The sequence below is a fragment of the Caballeronia arvi genome (assembly GCF_001544695.2).
Lineage (GTDB): Bacteria > Pseudomonadota > Gammaproteobacteria > Burkholderiales > Burkholderiaceae > Caballeronia > Caballeronia arvi.
In genome coordinates this window covers 1-15,679 of the sequence record NZ_FCOM02000050.1, presented here as the reverse complement: position 1 = coordinate 15,679, position 15,679 = coordinate 1, and the positions used below count along the sequence as shown (strand labels likewise).

The following is a 15,679-nucleotide window of genomic DNA, read 5'->3' as shown; positions in this document are numbered from 1 at the left end:
GGGTGACGGATTGTTCTACCGATGCAACGATCCGTCACGAGCGCACGGCTTTTTCCCGAGGGTCGAAATGAGAAGAATGCTTCCTAAGCCGGACGCAGAGAGCGCCCGAAACCTGACAGAGATAGGAAGCCATCATGACGACGATTCTGCAAATCAACTCCGCCGCCCGTTCGCAAGGCGCTCAATCGACGCTGCTCGCCGACGAACTGACGGCGAAACTGCAACAAAGCAACCCGGGCGCGAACGTGGTCGTGCGCAATCTGCTGGGCGACGCCCTCCCGCATCTTGACGACGCCACGCTCGGCGCGTTCTTCACGCCCGCCGATCAGCGCAGCGCGGAACAAGTCGCGATCAACGCAAAGAGCGAAGCGCTGATCGCCGAGCTGCAAGCTGCGGATATCGTCGTGATCGCGGCGCCGTTGTACAACTTCGGCATCTCGTCGCAATTGAAGACGTATTTCGACTGGATCGCGCGTGCCGGCATCACGTTCCGCTACGGCGCGAGTGGCGCGGAAGGTCTGGTGACGGGCAAGAAGGTGTATGTCGTGTCGGCGCGCGGCGGCAAGTACGCGGGCACGCCGAACGATTCGCAGACGCCGTTCCTGACGACGTTCCTCGGCTTCCTCGGCATGACCGACGTGAGCTTCATCTACGCCGAAGGCCTGAACATGGGGCCGGATGCGGCAGGCGCGGCGCTGGCGTCGGCGCGTGAGGCGATCGCGGCGGTTTGAGTAGTCTTTCGGACGCCGTCGAGAAAAAACCCCGCTGAGATTCGGCGGGGTTTTCGCATTTCAGGCCAGCAATTCCGGCTCGGCGGGCAAACGCCAGTCGATCGGCTCGCGGCCGTGCTCCGTCAGATAGTCGTTCGCGCGCGCGAAATGTCCGCAGCCGAAGAATCCGCGATACGCAGACAACGGCGAAGGATGCGCGGATTCGAGCACGCAGTGCGACTTGTCGGTTCCTTCGATCAGCGCGCGCTTCGCCTGCGCGTGCGCGCCCCACAGCATGAACACCAGCCCGTCGTGGCGCTGCGCCATTTCGTGGATCAGCGTATCCGTGCATTGCTCCCAGCCGCGCTTCGCGTGACTTCCGGCTTTATCGCGCTCGACGGTCAGCGACGTGTTCAGCAACAACACGCCTTGTTTTGCCCACGAATCGAGGCAGCCGTGCGCGGGCGCCGGAAAACCGAGGCTCGCGTGAATTTCCTTGAAGATATTGCGTAGCGACGGCGGCGGCCGCACCGGCGCGGGCACCGAAAACGCGAGTCCGTGCGCTTGCGGCGCGCCTTTGTCTTCGCCGTGATAAGGGTCTTGGCCGAGAATCACGACTTTCACGTCGGCGGGACTCGTGAGGCGCAGCGCCCGGAAGACATCGGCGGGATAGACCGTTTTGCCGGCGGCGCGCTCGGCATCGACGAACGCACACAGCGCCGCGTAGTGCTTGCTGTCGATGAATGGCTTCAGATGTTTGCGCCAGTCGGCGGGAAGGGCGTCGAACTGGCTTTCGAGCGTCGTCACATTAGACGGCGTGTTCGCGGCTTCGTTATCCGCGAAGAGGGAAGGCTGTCGGCTCATGCTCAGGCGTCGCGCGTCTTGCTTGCGGGTTGTTCGCGCAGAAGATACCCGCGCTGGGCCTTGCTGAGATCCTCGGGAACGAGTTCGGGAAACGCGCCACGCAGTTCCGCCGCGAGCATCGAAAGCGCGCTTTCTTCGCCCGATTTCAGTTCCAGTTCGAGCTCGCTGATTTCCGCGCGACGCGTCTTGCCGTCGACCTCCGCGGTGATTTCGCCGAGATCCAGCGCCACTTCGATCTGCGATCCCTCGCGCTCGATATCCCACACGATGCGCCTCACGTCCGTCTTGAAGAGCGCGATGAGATCGGGCGCGGCGCGTTTCAGCGCATCACGCGCGGCGTCGCTTTCGCAGGCAGCGAGGAGCGCGTCGATTTCGAGCGCTTCGCCCGCGACGGGCAATTCCCACTCGTGCCGGTTGCTCAGGCCTCCGACTGTCTTGCCGAGCGTCTTGTACGTCTGTAGCCATTCATCCGGCGTGCGGCGCAGGCGCAGCGCGGATTTCGCCTTGGCGAGCGCACACTCCGGCGTATCGAAATAGACGTTGGCGAGCTCGATCGGCTTGCCCGCGCCGGTGCGTTCGTCGAAGAAACGCGCGACGTCGTCGTGTTGCGACGGCGCCAGCGCGAGCTTGAGTTCCTGTTCGATGCCCAAGGTACGGTCCTTTCGATGAATTCAGAAGAACATGCGCGCGAGCTCGGTGCCCGGATCGTCGGCGCGCATGAACGCTTCGCCCACCAGGAACGTATGCACGCGCATGGCGCGCAGCCGCTCGACATCGACACGCGACAGAATGCCCGACTCCGTGACGACAATGCGGTCGTCCGGCACTTGCTCCAGCATGCCGATGGTCGTCTCGATGGTCGTCTCGAACGTACGCAGATTGCGATTGTTGATGCCGATGAGCGGCGTCTTCAGCGTAAGTGAATCGCGCAGTTCGTCGGCGTCGTGCACTTCGACCAGCACCGCGAGCCCGAGCGAATGCGCGTACGCTTCGAGGTCCTGCATCTGCGAGAGTTCGAGCGCGGCCGCGATCAGCAGGATGCAGTCCGCGCCCATCGCGCGCGCTTCCATGATCTGATACGGGTCGATGATGAAGTCCTTGCGCAGAAGCGGCAGGCTGCACGCGGCGCGCGCCTCCTCCAGATACGCAACGCTGCCCTTGAAGAACTGCACGTCGGTGAGCACGGAAAGACATGCGGCGCCGCCCTTTTCGTACGAACGCGCGATGTCGGCAGGCACGAAGTGTTCGCGCAGCACGCCTTTCGACGGGCTCGCTTTCTTCACTTCCGCGATCACGGCGGCCTGATTCGCCGCATGTTTCGCGCGCAATGCGCCGACGAAATCGCGCAGGTCGCGCGCGCTGGCTTCGAGCTTCAGCTCTTCGAGCGGCGCGCTTTGTTCGGCGGCGCGAATTTCCTCGCGCTTGACCGCGATGATGCGATCCAGAATGTCACTCATGTTGGCTTCCGGTTATTTCTTCGCGAATTGCTGCGTGAACTTCACGAGCACGTCGATCTTCTCGCGCGCCGCGCCGCTTTCGATCGCCTCGCGCGCGGCGGCCATGCCGGCTTCGATCGTATCGACGACATCGGCAGCGTAAAGCGCCGTGCCCGCATTCAATGTGACGATCTCGCGCGCGACGCCCGCCTTGTTGTTCAGCGCGCCGAGCAGCATCGCCTTCGATTCCTGCGCGTCCTGCACTTTCAGCGTGCGGTTCGACACCATTTGCAAGCCGAAATCCTCGGGATGAATCTCGTACTCGGTGACTTCGCCATGCTTCAGTTCGCCGACTTTCGTCGCGGCGCCCAGCGAAACTTCGTCCATGCCGTCCTTGCCGTACACGACGAGCACGTGTTTCGCGCCGAGACGCTGCATCACGCGCACCTGAATGCCGACGAGGTCTTCATGGAACACGCCCTGAAGCTGATTCGGCGCGCCGGCCGGATTCGTCAGCGGCCCGAGAATGTTGAAGATGGTGCGCACGCCGAGTTCGCGGCGCACGGGCGCGATGTTCTTCATCGCCGGATGATGGTTCGGCGCGAACATGAAGCCCATGCCGGTCTCATGAATCGACGCGGCCACTTGCTCCGGCGTCAGATCGATGTTGACGCCGAGCGCTTCGAGCACGTCCGCGCTGCCGGATTTGCTCGATACGCCTCGATTGCCGTGCTTCGCGACCTTCGCGCCCGCCGCCGCCGCGACGAACATCGACGCGGTGGAGATGTTGAAAGTATGCGAGCCGTCGCCGCCGGTGCCGACGATATCGACGAAATTCGAGTTGTCCTCGACTTCGACGTGATTTGCGAACTCGCGCATCACGGTCGCGGCCGCGGCGATCTCGCCGATGGTTTCCTTCTTCACGCGCAAGCCGGTGATGATCGCGGCGGCCATCACGGGCGACATCTCGCCGCGCATGATCTGACGCATCAAGTGCAGCATTTCGTCGTGGAAGATCTCGCGATGCTCGATCGTGCGCTGCAGCGCTTCCTGTGCGGTGATCATGTTTTACGCTCGCTTTCCGGTCGTGGTGTTCTTGACGAAGTTTTCGAGCAGCGCGTGGCCATGCTCGGAAAGAATCGATTCCGGATGGAACTGCACGCCTTCCACTTCCAGTTCACGGTGACGAACACCCATGATCTCGCCGTCCGGCGTCCATGCGGACACTTCGAGACAGTCGGGCAAAGACTCGCGCTCGATGGCGAGCGAGTGATAGCGCGTCACGTTGAAGTGTTTCGGCAGATCGGAGAACACGCCTTTACAGTCGGTTTCGATCTGGCTCACCTTGCCGTGCATGATGGTCTGCGCGCGCACGACGCGTCCGCCGAACGCCTCGCCGATCGCCTGATGGCCAAGGCACACGCCGAGAATCGGCAGCTTGCCGGAGAACTCGCGCAGCACGTCGAGCGTGATGCCCGCGTGCTGCGGATTGCTCGGTCCCGGCGAGAGACAGATGCGTTCGGGGTCGAGCTTCGCGATTTCATCGAGCGTGATTTCGTCGTTGCGATACGTGCGCACGTCACAGCCGAGCTCGCCGAAGTACTGGACCAGGTTGTAGGTGAAGGAATCGTAGTTGTCGATCATCAGCAGCATGGTCTTGTCTCCTCAGAAGTCGCTGTCGAGGCCGTCTTGCACTTGCTCGGCGGCGCGCAGCACGGCGCGCGCCTTGTTCTCCGTTTCCTGCCATTCGGATTCCGGCACGGAATCCGCGACGACGCCCGCCGCTGCCTGAACGTAGAGATTGCCCTTGTGGATGAGGCCGGTGCGGATCGCGATGGCCAGATCCATTTCGCCGCTGAACGAGAGATAGCCGACTGCGCCGCCGTACAAGCCGCGCTTGATGGGCTCCAGTTCGTCGATCAGTTCCATCGCGCGGACCTTCGGCGCGCCGGACAGCGTGCCGGCCGGGAACGTCGCGCGCAGCACGTCGAAGTTGTTCATGCCTTCCCTGAGCTTGCCTTCGACCGAACTCACAATGTGCTGCACGTGCGAATACTTCTCGATGACCAGTTTGTCCGTCACCGAGACCGAACCCGTCTGCGCAATGCGGCCGACGTCGTTGCGCGCGAGGTCGATCAGCATGACGTGCTCGGCGACTTCCTTCGGATCGTTCAGCAGTTCGGTGGCGAGCTCGGCGTCGCGCTCCGGCGTATTGCCGCGCGGACGGGTGCCTGCGAGCGGGCGAATCGTCACGATGCGATCCTCGGCGCGCTTTTCCTGACGCACGAGAATCTCCGGCGACGCGCCGACCACGTGAACGTCGCCGCCGAAGTTGTAGTAGTACATGTACGGCGACGGATTCAGCGAGCGCAGCGCGCGATACAGCGAAAGCGGGTTGTCGCGGAACGGCTTGATGAGACGCTGGCCGACCTGCACCTGCATCAGCTCGCCCGCCGCGATGTATTCCTTCGCCTTGCGCACGGCGTTCAGATAGTCGTCCTTCCTGAACTCGCGGAACGTCTCGGTCCGCACGCTCGACGATGTCACCGGCGGCTGCACCGTCACGCGCAGACGGGAGCGCAGTTCGCGCAGACGATGCTTCGCCTTTGCATACGCTTCGGGCTTCGTCGGATCGGCGTAGACGATGAGATAGAGCTTGCCCGCGAGGTTGTCGATGACCGCGACTTCTTCCGTCAGCAGCAGTTGAATGTCGGGGAGATTGAGATCGTCGGGCGGCGCGGTGTGCGCGAGCTTCTTCTCGATATAGCGCACCGCGTCGTAGCCGAAGTAACCGGCGAGACCGCCGCAGAAACGCGGCAGACCGGGCCGCGTCGCGACCTTGAAGCGCTTTTGGTAGGTCTCGATGAACGCGAGCGGATCGCCTTCATCCGTTTCGACGACGTTGCCATCGGTGAGAACCTGCGATTTGCCGTTCTGCACGCTGACGACTGTACGCGCCGGAAGGCCGATGAACGAGTAGCGCCCGAAGCGCTCGCCGCCCACGACGGATTCGAGCAGAAACGAGTTTGCGCCGTTGCGCTCGGTCTGCGCGAGCTTGAGATAGAGCGAGAGCGGCGTTTCGAGGTCGGCGAGGGCTTCGGCGATCAACGGAATGCGGTTGTAGCCTTCGTTCGCCAGGGATTGGAATTCGAGTTCGGTCATGTTGCGATCCTTTATCGACACGCGCTTTCTTGGGCGGCGCGGCATCGGGGAGAGCTGGGACGCTGCGGGCGGCCGTATCCCGTGATCATCGCATACGACGGCCTCGCCGCTTCGCGTGAGGAAAGCGGTTGAGACTGCGCGAGTCGCTCAAGCGACGCGCGCACGAGCAGAATTCGATGAAATGCGATTCGACGGAAACGGCGCAGGAACGCGCAGCGAAACAAAAAACGGATGCTGAAGCGCGATCGGGAAGATGGCTTCAGCGCACCTCGGGCGAGGTCAGCGCGACCAGCGACGCCAGGGCCAGGCTCCCCGGTCGATGCTGCTCAGACTCCGTTTTCTGTTGAGAAACATGAATGGATGGACTTATTCGGTCAGTGTGGTGTCCGGCGGCGCCAATGTGGCGGCAATCGCCAGCGCTGCAGTGCGCAGCGAAGAAACTATACCATCCGATTTCACGGACTGTACAGGCTTGCCGTGGTTGTAGCCGTACGGAACGGTCAACGTCGCGAGGCCCGCCGCGCGGCCCGCGAGCGCATCGTTCTCCGAATCGCCGACCGCCACGGTTTCGCGCGGCAATACGTCCAGTCGTTCGCATGCGGTGAGCATCGGCAGCGGATCGGGCTTCTTCGCGGGCAGGGAATCGCCGCCGAGAATCACCTTGAAGAAATCCGCGATGCCGAAGTGCGCGAGCAGCTCCACGGCGAACCGATGCGGCTTGTTCGTCACGCACGCGAGCGCGATGCCGCTATCGCGCATCGCTACGAGGCCTTCCTTCACTTCGGGAAAGAGCGCCGAATGCTTGCCGTTGACCTTCGCGTATTCGCTCTGATAAATCGCGAGCGCGTCGTCGAATTGCGCGGCCGCTTGCGACGGCGACAGACGCATCGCCAGCACGCTGCGAATCAGATTTTCCGATCCCTTGCCGACATAGTTCGTGACTTCGTCACGCGTGACCGGCTGTTCGATACCGACACGCGCGAGCATCGCGTTCAGCGCGGCCACGAAATCGTCCGCGGTATCGACCATGGTTCCGTCGAGATCGATGATCGCCGCGCGGATCGGGCGGTTCACGAAAGGCGACTGCGCCGCCGCGATTTCACTCATGCCTTCGCTCCCGATTCGGCCTTCGCCAGTTCCGCGCGCATCGCGTCGATGACCTGCTTGTAGTCGGGCTTGCCGAAAATAGCCGAGCCCGCGACGAACGAGTCGGCGCCGGCCGCCGCGATTTCCGCGATGTTGTCCACCTTCACGCCGCCGTCGACTTCGAGATGGATCTCCCGTCCCGTGCGATCGCGATACGCATTGATGCGCGCACGCGCCTCGCGCAGCTTGTTGAGCGCTTCGGGAATGAACGACTGGCCGCCGAACCCCGGATTAACCGACATGATCAGCACGAGGTCGATCTTGTCCATCACGTGGTCGAGGTAATTGAGCGGCGTCGCGGGATTGAACACGAGGCCCGCCTTGCAACCGTGATCGCGGATCAGCGACAGCGTGCGGTCGATGTGATCCGAACCTTCCGGATGGAAACTGATCACATTGGCGCCGGCCTTCGCGAAATCGGGCACGATGCGGTCGACCGGGCGCACCATCAGGTGCACGTCGATGGGGACGTCTACGTGCGGGCGGATGGCTTCGCACACCAACGGGCCGATCGTCAGATTTGGCACGTAGTGGTTGTCCATGACGTCGAAGTGGATCCAGTCGGCGCCAGCGGCGACGACGTTGCGGACTTCCTCGCCAAGGCGGGAGAAATCCGCGGACAGGATGCTGGGAGCGATGTGGAATTGCGTCATGGACGTATGCGGGTGGCGGCCTAAAGCCGTGATTTTAACCCGCGTTTTTGCATCGGGTCCGTCGTCCGAACGGCCAATGGATGACGCGCGGATGTGACGCCGACGCGCCAATCGTGTTGCGGGCACGGCCTGCATCAAGCAGAATGCCAGACGAATAGCGGCGCGCCCGCGTGCTCGTGTCCGGCAGCGCAGCGGCCGATCGAATGGGAATTGGAACAACGATGAGCCAGTACGAATTCAGCGTTTCCGTGGAGACGCGGTATTTGCCGGAACAGTCCGACCCCGATAGTCGCCAGTACGCGTTCGCCTATACGCTGACGATCCGCAATACTGGCCAGGTCGCGGCGCAGTTGATTTCGCGGCACTGGATCATTACCGACAGCAACAGTCACGTGCAGGAAGTGAAGGGGCTCGGCGTCGTCGGGCATCAGCCGCTCCTGCCTCCGGGCGAGCAGTTCGAATACACGAGCTGGGCCGTGATCGCAACGCCGGTCGGCACGATGCGCGGCGAGTATTTCTGCGTGGCGGAAGATGGCGAGCGCTTCGAGGCGCCCATAGCGGAATTCGCATTGCACATGCCGCGCACGCTCCACTAAGCGGAAGCCTGCGGCACGCGGCGCAACTCAGCGCCGGTCGGCTGGATCGTTCGTGCGATTCTGGTTTTTCTTCTTGCCCGATGCCGTCCACACGACGATGAAGATCAGCAAGGCGAGCGCCACGAGCGATTCGAGCGCAAAAATAAGCATTGGATATTCGTCGAACAGATCAGACATGGCGGTTCCCATCAAGAACGAGCATTGTATGCGTTTCGCGCGGCCCACCGCGCGGCTGGCGGCCTGGGCCGCATCGATTGCAACGGCTGTCCTGCTCGCCTCGTGCGGAGGCGGCAGTTACGTGAAGCCGGGCCCCGCCACGGCAACCACCACGCCGGTCATAACCGGGCAGCGCGCCGCGTCGCGCCTGACGGCGGTGAGCTGGCAGCAGGTGCCGGGCTGGCAGGACGATTCGCTGATCGGCGCGACAGCCGCGCTGCGTCAGAACTGCAACCGGCTCGCGCGTCAGGCCAACTGGCAGAAGGCGTGTGCGGCGGCGCTGCGACTGGACGACCTCGACATGTCGGCGGCGCGCAGCTTCTTCGAAACCTACTTCACGCCATTTCAGCTCGCCAATACCGACGGCACGCTCGACGGTCTCGTGACCGGCTATTACGAGCCGCTTCTGCGAGGCTCGCGCACGCGCCACGGTGTGTATCAGTACGCGCTTTATCGCTGGCCGTATCGGTACAAGCCTGGTTCGGCACTGCCCGCGCGAGCGCAACTCGAACGTTCGGGCGTGTTGAGCGGCAACGAACTCGTATGGGTGGACGATCCGATCGAGGCATTCTTTCTGCAGGTGCAAGGTTCGGGACGCGTCACGATGGAAGACGGCAGCGTGATGCGCGTCGGCTTCGGTGGCACGAACAATCAGCCGTATCGGTCGATCGGAAAGGAACTGCTCGATCGCGGCGAACTGACGCCCGCGCAGGCGACGATGCAAGGCATCAAGGCATGGGCGAAGGCGAATCCGGCGCGCGTCGACGCGCTACTCGACGTGAATCCGCGCTTCGTGTTTTTCCGCGAAATGCCCGCGAACGACACGGTGACCGCGAGCCAGGGCGATGGTCCGGTGGGCGCGCTCGGCGTGCCGTTGACGCCAGAACGATCGATCGCGGTCGATCCTTCGGCGATACCGCTCGGCACGCCCGTGTTCCTGCAGACGACCCGTCCGCTCAGCAATCAGCCGATGAACCGTCTCGTGTTCGCGCAGGACACCGGCTCGGCGATCAAGGGCGGCGTGCGCGCGGATTACTTCTGGGGTCTCGGCGACGATGCCGGCGATCTCGCGGGCCGCATGAAGCAAGGCGGCAGGATGTGGCTGCTGATGCCGAATTCCTGATTCGACTTGCTTAGTCTTTGAGAAGCTCGCGGCCCGCAAGGCCCGCGAGCTTTTTTACGTCAGGACGGCTTGTTGCGCCGGTCGATCACGCGCCGCGCCTTGCCGACCGAACGTTCGATGCCATTCACCGCGAGCACGTTCACCACGGCGCTCACACCGATCAGCGCCTTGATGTCGTAAGCGAGCGCGGCCTTCGCGCTGTCGAGTGCGGTTAGGTCGGGCGCCGACTCCGGGCAAGGCTCGACGTTCAGCGTCAGAACGTCGAGCGGGCCCTCCTTGGTGAGCACGATCTGATAGTGCGGCGCGAGCACGGGCCGCTTCAGCAGCAACTCTTCGATCTGCGTCGGAAAGACGTTGACGCCGCGCACGATCATCATGTCGTCGGAGCGGCCGGTGATCTTCTCCATGCGGCGCATCGTGCGCGCGGTGCCGGGCAGAAGGCGCGTCAGATCGCGCGTGCGATAGCGGATGATCGGCAGCGCTTCCTTCGTGAGCGACGTGAAGACGAGCTCGCCGAATTCGCCGTCGGGCAACACTTCGCCGGTCTCGGGATCGATGATCTCGGGATAGAAGTGGTCTTCCCAGATCGTCGGGCCGTCCTTGGTTTCCGCGCATTCCGACGCGACGCCCGGCCCCATTACTTCCGAGAGTCCGTAGATGTCGACTGCGTCGATGCCCATGCGAGTTTCGATCGCACGGCGCATGTCGTTCGTCCACGGCTCCGCGCCAAAAATGCCGATGCGCAGCGAGCAGGCCGCCGGATCGAGGCCTTGGCGCTCCAGTTCGTCGGCGATCGACAACATGTAGCTCGGCGTCACCATGATGATGTCGGGGCGGAAGTCCTGAATCAGTTGCACCTGCTTCTCGGTCTGGCCGCCGCCGAAAGGAATGACCGTGAGACCCGCACGCTCCGCGCCGTAGTGCGCGCCAAGACCGCCGGTGAAGAGTCCGTAGCCATAGCTCACGTGAACCTTGTCGCCACGGCGCGCGCCGGCCGCACGGATCGAGCGTGCGACGAGGTTCGCCCAGTTGTCGAGATCCTGCGCCGTGTAGCCGACGACCGTCGGCTTCCCCGTCGTTCCTGATGATGCATGAATGCGCGAGACACGCTCCTGAGGCACCGCGAACATGCCGAACGGATAGTTGTCGCGTAAGTCCTTCTTCGTCGTGAAGGGAAAGCGCGCGAGATCCGAAAGCGATGTGACGTCGTCCGGATGGACGCCCGCCTCGTCGAACTTGCGCCGATAGACCGGCGAGTTCTCGTAGGCGTGTTTGAGCGTCCATTTGAGGCGCTCGAGTTGCAGCGCCGCGAGTTCGTCGCGGCTCGCCTTTTCGATCGGCTCGAGCGGCAGCGGTGTGGTCATTGCTGTCTCCTTGATGCTGACTATGCGGCGCGGCCTTTACATGCCGCGTCCGTTCGATGAACTATTTCCGTCACGCGGGGATCACAGTGCCCCGTATCTGAGCGGACTTTCCGCGGAACATTGCTACCGCCTCGCCGTCGCGATTCGTCACGCGGATATCGTAGATGCCGGTGCGGCCGCTCAACGTCTGCTCGATCGCCTCCGCGGTCAGACGATCACCACCTTGCACGGGTCGCAGAAACTCGATCGAGCAGCCTGCCGCGACCGTGCTGATGTTGTATGAGTTGCATGCGAAGGCGAACGCAGAGTCCGCCAGGGTGAACATCAGGCCGCCGTGGCAAATCGCATGACCGTTGAGAAAGTCGGGGCGCACGTCCATTTGCAGCCGCGCATAGCCCGGCCGCACTTCGATCAGTTCGATGCCGAGCGCGCGCGAGCATGCGTCGCCTTCATACATGGCCTTGGCCGTGGCTTCCGCCAGTTGTTGTGGCGTCACGGGTGTCTCCGGTTTGATTGGGTTCTCACAGACCTTCGAAGCGCGGTGCGCGCTTTTCCTTGAATGCTGCTACGCCTTCGATGTAGTCGGGCGACGCACCCAGTTCGCGCTGCAGATCGCGTTCGAGGTCGAGTTGCTGGTCGAAAGTCTTATTCGCGCTCGCGCGGATTGCCTGCTTGATCGCGACGACCGCGCGCGCCGGCTGTTGCGCGAGTTGCGCGGCCAGTTGCGCTGCCGCTTGCTGCAGTTCGCCGTCATCGACGACACGCCACACGATTCCCCAGGCTTCGGCTTTTTCCGCGCTGAGTTTTTCGCCCGTCAACGCGAGGCCGAGCGCGCGCGCCTCACCGACGCGACGCGGCAAAAGCCACGTGCCACCGGAGTCCGGCACGAGGCCGATCTTCACGAACGCCTGTATGAAACTTGCCGATCGTGCCGCGATGACGAGATCGCACGCCATTGCGAGGTTCGCCCCGGCCCCGGCCGCCGTGCCGTTCACTGCGGCGATTACCGGCAGCCGCATCGCCTGCAGTCTGCGAACCAGCGGATTGAAGTACTCGTCGATGAGATTACCGAGATCCGACATCGAGCCGGGCGTGAAATCCAGATCCGCCAGGTCTTGACCCGCGCAAAAACCGCGGCCTGCGCCGGTAATCACCAGCGCGCGCGCCCTGCTCGCCTCGATTTCACTGAGCGCCTCGTTCAACTCGCGATGCATCTCGCGCGTGAAGCTATTCAGCTTGTCTGGGCGATTGAGCGTCAGCGTCGCGACACGCGTTTCGCCATCGATGCGGAACAATACGGACTTCTCTGTCATTGCTTCTCCTCTGTCGCCGATCCGGCCGCGCCGGCCACGACTGACCGGTTCCCTTACATTCCGATACTAGCCGCGCGGCGCACCGCTTTCCATCAGGCCGAATGGCATAAGCCGTTTGCACGGCTCTTCGGCCTTCGCATCTTTCGTTGTCGCTTTGGCTTATGCCGTTTGGCCAGCTACCGCCGGCGCGGCCGTCGGAGCAACATGGACTCGGCTCTGCACCACGCGGAAGCGGTTCGCGACGAAGGCGGCGTCGGACAGTGCGGCGTTCGCAGCCGGATTTGCGCCCGTGCCGTGGAAGTCCGAGAACGCTGCGGTTTGATTGACGAACACACCGCCAGTAAGGTTGATCGAAAGCGCAACGCCGCCCTCGATGGCCGCTTCGTGCGCAGCTTCGATCACCTTTTCGTCGGTGCTGTAGGCCGAGAGCGTCAGTGCGCCGTGCGTGCGCGCGATGGAGCCGGCGAGGTCGAGCGATTGCGCGGTCGAGTCGGTCGCCACGACGAAGGAGATCGGGCCGAACCATTCCTTCGTGAATTTGGCTTCATCGGTTCGCGCGTCGAGCTTGAGCACGAGCGGGGAGAGCACGCGGGCGTCAGGAAACACCGGGTGCGCCAGGGATTGGCTGTCGAGCAGAATTTCGCCGAGCGCTCGGGCTTCGTCGACGCGATTCGCGACGCCATCGTTCTGGATCGCGCCCGTGAGTTCGACGGCACGCGCCGGATCGGATGCCAGTTTCTGGACGGCGCCCGCGATGGATTTCGCGACATCGTCGAAGCTGAGATGGCCTTCAGCTGTGCTGATGCCATCGCGCGGCACGTAGATGTTCTGCGGCGCCGTGCACATCTGGCCGGAATAAAGCGCGAGCGAGAAGGCGATGTTGCGCGCGGCGGCTTTCATATCGTCCACGGAATCGATGACGATCTGATTCACGCCCGCTTTTTCGGTGTACACCTGCGCCTGATGTGCATTGCGCTCGAGCCAGGTTCCGTTTTGCGTGCTGCCCGTGAAGTCGATCAGCTTGATCTCCGGGCGGACGGCCAGATCCTGAACGAGGGCGCCGTCGTTGGGCTCGGTCGCGAGCAGGGTGACGACGTTCGGATCGAAACCGGCTTCACGCAGCACTTCGCGCGCGATGCGCACGGTAATGGCGAGCGGCAGGATTGCGCCGGGGTGTGGTTTGACGATGACGGCGTTGCCTGTGGCGAGATCGGCGAACATGCCCGGATAGCCGTTCCACGTCGGGAATGTGCAGCAGCCGAGCACGAGTCCGGTGCCGCGCGGGACGATGGAGAAGCGCTTTTGCATCGCGAGCGCCGGGTTCTTGCCTTGTGGCTTTTCCCAGTGCGCTTCGGCGGGGATGCGGCGCAACTGGTCCCATGCATAGACGACGGCTTCGAGCGCGCGGTCCTGTGCGTGCGGGCCGCCGGCCTGGAAAGCCATCATGAATGCCTGTCCGGTCGTGTGCATGACGCTGTAGGCGATCTCGAAACTGGCACGATTCAGACGCGACAGAATCTCGAGGCTAACGCCGACCCAAGCCCGCGGTCCGGCGGCGCGCCAGCCGGCTTGCGCATCGGCGGCGGCCCGGACGAGCGCATCGGGATCGGCTTTCGGGTAACGGATGTCGAGTGCGATACCGAAGGGCGAGCGTTCCTTGCCGACAGTGTCGCCGGTGGAAGGCTGATCGAGTTCGAATGTCTTGCCGAAGTGCGCCTTGAACGCGGCTTCGCCATCGGCATTGGCCGTTTCCCCGTACACTTTGGGACTCGGCATTTCGGCAAACGGGCTCCAGTAGCCGCGCGTTTCGATGGCTGCGAGCGCTTTGTCGAGCGTCGCTTCGTGCTTCGTGAATAGCGGATGTGTCATGGTCGCGAAAAGAGTACGAGGAAGAGAGATGTTGGGTCTAATAATTAACCGACCGGTTGGTTGGCGATGTTAGCATTATCGAGATGCTGTGACGATGTCTTTTCATTAGGGCTTACCTGAGGGTAGAGAGGGAGGAGTGAATGGCTTACGAGAATCTGCTGGTCGAAACGCGTGATCGGGTTGGACTCATCACGCTAAACCGCCCCAAGGCGCTGAACGCGCTGAACGACGCGCTCATGGACGAACTGGGCTCCGCGCTCAAGGCGTTCGACGCCGACGAGAACATCGGTGCAATCGTGTTGACCGGCAGCGAGAAGGCGTTCGCCGCGGGGGCGGACATCGGCATGATGGCCAGCTATTCCTATATGGATGTCTATCGGGGCGACTACATCACGCGCAACTGGGAGACGATTCGCACGATCCGCAAGCCTGTCATTGCCGCGGTGGCCGGTTTTGCGCTTGGCGGTGGTTGCGAGCTTGCCATGATGTGCGACATCGTCATTGCTGCCGACACGGCGAAATTCGGCCAGCCCGAGATAAAGCTTGGCGTCATCCCGGGTGCGGGCGGCACGCAGCGTCTGCCTCGCGCCGTTTCGAAGGCCAAGGCGATGGACATGTGCCTGACCGCGCGAATGATGGACGCGAACGAGGCCGAGCGCGCGGGGTTGGTGTCGCGTGTGGTGGGGGCGGAGCGTCTCCTCGACGAGGCCGTCGAGGCCGCGACGATCATCGCAGGATTTTCGTTGCCGGTCGTGATGATGGCCAAGGAGGCAGTCAATCGCGCGTACGAGACGACGCTTGCGGAAGGCGTGCATTTCGAGAGGCGGCTGTTCCATTCGCTGTTTGCTACGGAGGACCAGAAGGAAGGCATGGCCGCCTTCGTCGAGAAACGTAAGCCGGTCTTCAGGCATCGATGATTTTTATTTGGGAAAGCGCTTGCGCTTCCTGATGCCACTTACTAGAATTCCGTTCCTTCGCGCATCGATGAGCGCGAAGGGAGCGGGAGAGGGGAATCGGTGGTGCGCCTGGAGTAGGTTGTAGAAGGTTCCAGGCGCGATCAGCAAGTAAAGATCTTCGAAATTCTTGTTGACAGTAACCGAGTCGTTCTTCATAATCTCGTTTCTCTGCTGCAGACAACGCAGCGACGCAGGACGGTAGTGAAGTTTGACGGTCTTGCGATGTGCTCTTTAAAAACTAACAGCCGATAAGTGTGGGCGCTTGATGGCG

At 62.8% G+C, this 15,679-nt stretch carries 16 protein-coding genes; 4 read left to right on the top strand and 12 right to left on the bottom strand.

The features are described 5' to 3' along the window. Positions 1 to 134: 134 nt before the first annotated feature. Entirely contained in the window at positions 135 to 731 is a 597-nt protein-coding gene (locus tag AWB74_RS34000) for an FMN-dependent NADH-azoreductase (RefSeq protein ID WP_061151010.1), read from the top strand. Between the two features lie 60 nt (positions 732 to 791). On the opposite strand, the gene AWB74_RS33995 is transcribed toward AWB74_RS34000, so the two are convergent. From AWB74_RS33995 to rpe, 8 genes are all read right to left on the bottom strand, one after another. Continuing rightward, positions 792 to 1,574: a uracil-DNA glycosylase gene (locus AWB74_RS33995; protein WP_061151009.1), complete on the bottom strand. Its 783-nt coding sequence runs from the start codon at positions 1,572 to 1,574 to the stop codon at positions 792 to 794. A gap of 2 nt (positions 1,575 to 1,576) precedes the next feature. After that, positions 1,577 to 2,224 (bottom strand): CYTH domain-containing protein, encoded by a 648-nt coding sequence (locus AWB74_RS33990; protein WP_061151008.1) that lies wholly within the window; start codon positions 2,222 to 2,224, stop codon positions 1,577 to 1,579. Between the two features lie 21 nt (positions 2,225 to 2,245). Beyond that, a complete protein-coding gene (gene trpC / locus AWB74_RS33985) occupies positions 2,246 to 3,031 on the bottom strand; it encodes an indole-3-glycerol phosphate synthase TrpC (RefSeq protein WP_061151007.1) in 786 nt (261 codons plus the stop codon). A gap of 12 nt (positions 3,032 to 3,043) precedes the next feature. Continuing rightward, positions 3,044 to 4,075: an anthranilate phosphoribosyltransferase gene (trpD, locus tag AWB74_RS33980; protein WP_061151006.1), complete on the bottom strand. Its 1,032-nt coding sequence runs from the start codon at positions 4,073 to 4,075 to the stop codon at positions 3,044 to 3,046. 3 nt (positions 4,076 to 4,078) lie between these two features. Then, entirely contained in the window at positions 4,079 to 4,663 is a 585-nt protein-coding gene (locus AWB74_RS33975) for an aminodeoxychorismate/anthranilate synthase component II (protein WP_061151005.1), read from the bottom strand. A gap of 12 nt (positions 4,664 to 4,675) precedes the next feature. Beyond that, entirely contained in the window at positions 4,676 to 6,172 is a 1,497-nt protein-coding gene (gene trpE / locus AWB74_RS33970; protein ID WP_061151004.1) for an anthranilate synthase component I, read from the bottom strand. A gap of 366 nt (positions 6,173 to 6,538) precedes the next feature. After that, complete coding sequence (locus AWB74_RS33965; protein WP_061151003.1) at positions 6,539 to 7,279, bottom strand: phosphoglycolate phosphatase; 741 nt, start codon at positions 7,277 to 7,279, stop codon at positions 6,539 to 6,541. Continuing rightward, positions 7,276 to 7,971 (bottom strand): ribulose-phosphate 3-epimerase, encoded by a 696-nt coding sequence (gene rpe, locus AWB74_RS33960; RefSeq protein ID WP_061151002.1) that lies wholly within the window; start codon positions 7,969 to 7,971, stop codon positions 7,276 to 7,278. Before rpe ends, AWB74_RS33965 begins: the two co-directional genes overlap by 4 nt. A 221-nt stretch (positions 7,972 to 8,192) precedes the next feature. Here rpe and apaG point away from each other — a divergent pair, with 221 nt between their 5' ends. After that, positions 8,193 to 8,567, top strand: a complete 375-nt coding sequence (apaG, locus tag AWB74_RS33955) for a Co2+/Mg2+ efflux protein ApaG (RefSeq protein WP_061125736.1) — start codon at positions 8,193 to 8,195, stop codon at positions 8,565 to 8,567. Between the two features lie 97 nt (positions 8,568 to 8,664). After that, positions 8,665 to 9,906, top strand: coding sequence for a murein transglycosylase A (gene mltA, locus AWB74_RS33950; protein WP_200822074.1), 1,242 nt, complete (start codon positions 8,665 to 8,667; stop codon positions 9,904 to 9,906). A gap of 59 nt (positions 9,907 to 9,965) precedes the next feature. Here mltA and paaK read toward each other — a convergent pair whose 3' ends face one another. The 4 genes from paaK to paaN all read right to left on the bottom strand — a co-directional run bounded on the left by paaK (position 9,966) and on the right by paaN (position 14,452). Beyond that, complete coding sequence (gene paaK / locus AWB74_RS33945; RefSeq protein ID WP_061151000.1) at positions 9,966 to 11,270, bottom strand: phenylacetate--CoA ligase PaaK; 1,305 nt, start codon at positions 11,268 to 11,270, stop codon at positions 9,966 to 9,968. A gap of 70 nt (positions 11,271 to 11,340) precedes the next feature. Then, complete coding sequence (paaI, locus tag AWB74_RS33940; protein WP_235024781.1) at positions 11,341 to 11,727, bottom strand: hydroxyphenylacetyl-CoA thioesterase PaaI; 387 nt, start codon at positions 11,725 to 11,727, stop codon at positions 11,341 to 11,343. Positions 11,728 to 11,791: 64 nt separating this feature from the next. Then, positions 11,792 to 12,583 carry a 2-(1,2-epoxy-1,2-dihydrophenyl)acetyl-CoA isomerase PaaG gene (gene paaG / locus AWB74_RS33935; protein WP_061150998.1) on the bottom strand — a complete coding sequence of 264 codons (792 nt, stop codon included), beginning with the start codon at positions 12,581 to 12,583 and terminating at the stop codon, positions 11,792 to 11,794. Positions 12,584 to 12,742: 159 nt separating this feature from the next. Further along, positions 12,743 to 14,452: a phenylacetic acid degradation protein PaaN gene (paaN, locus tag AWB74_RS33930; RefSeq protein ID WP_061150997.1), complete on the bottom strand. Its 1,710-nt coding sequence runs from the start codon at positions 14,450 to 14,452 to the stop codon at positions 12,743 to 12,745. Positions 14,453 to 14,592: 140 nt separating this feature from the next. Between paaN and AWB74_RS33925 the strand changes: the two genes are divergently transcribed. After that, positions 14,593 to 15,369, top strand: a complete 777-nt coding sequence (locus AWB74_RS33925; RefSeq protein ID WP_061150996.1) for an enoyl-CoA hydratase — start codon at positions 14,593 to 14,595, stop codon at positions 15,367 to 15,369. Positions 15,370 to 15,679: the final 310 nt, after the last annotated feature.

Bases quoted from the DNA above. Each gene is read 5' to 3' on its own strand.
- AWB74_RS34000 (WP_061151010.1), top strand. From the start codon at position 135: ATGACGACGATTCTGCAAATCAACTCCGCCGCCCGTTCGCAAGGCGCT.
- AWB74_RS33995 (WP_061151009.1), bottom strand. From the start codon at position 1,574: ATGAGCCGACAGCCTTCCCTCTTCGCGGATAACGAAGCCGCGAACACG.
- trpC (WP_061151007.1), bottom strand. From the start codon at position 3,031: ATGAGTGACATTCTGGATCGCATCATCGCGGTCAAGCGCGAGGAAATT.
- trpD (WP_061151006.1), bottom strand. From the start codon at position 4,075: ATGATCACCGCACAGGAAGCGCTGCAGCGCACGATCGAGCATCGCGAG.
- AWB74_RS33975 (WP_061151005.1), bottom strand. From the start codon at position 4,663: ATGCTGCTGATGATCGACAACTACGATTCCTTCACCTACAACCTGGTC.
- trpE (WP_061151004.1), bottom strand. From the start codon at position 6,172: ATGACCGAACTCGAATTCCAATCCCTGGCGAACGAAGGCTACAACCGC.
- AWB74_RS33965 (WP_061151003.1), bottom strand. From the start codon at position 7,279: ATGAGTGAAATCGCGGCGGCGCAGTCGCCTTTCGTGAACCGCCCGATC.
- rpe (WP_061151002.1), bottom strand. From the start codon at position 7,971: ATGACGCAATTCCACATCGCTCCCAGCATCCTGTCCGCGGATTTCTCC.
- apaG (WP_061125736.1), top strand. From the start codon at position 8,193: ATGAGCCAGTACGAATTCAGCGTTTCCGTGGAGACGCGGTATTTGCCG.
- mltA (WP_200822074.1), top strand. From the start codon at position 8,665: ATGAAGATCAGCAAGGCGAGCGCCACGAGCGATTCGAGCGCAAAAATA.
- paaK (WP_061151000.1), bottom strand. From the start codon at position 11,270: ATGACCACACCGCTGCCGCTCGAGCCGATCGAAAAGGCGAGCCGCGAC.
- paaI (WP_235024781.1), bottom strand. From the start codon at position 11,727: ATGTATGAAGGCGACGCATGCTCGCGCGCGCTCGGCATCGAACTGATC.
- paaG (WP_061150998.1), bottom strand. From the start codon at position 12,583: ATGACAGAGAAGTCCGTATTGTTCCGCATCGATGGCGAAACGCGTGTC.
- paaN (WP_061150997.1), bottom strand. From the start codon at position 14,452: ATGACACATCCGCTATTCACGAAGCACGAAGCGACGCTCGACAAAGCG.
- AWB74_RS33925 (WP_061150996.1), top strand. From the start codon at position 14,593: ATGGCTTACGAGAATCTGCTGGTCGAAACGCGTGATCGGGTTGGACTC.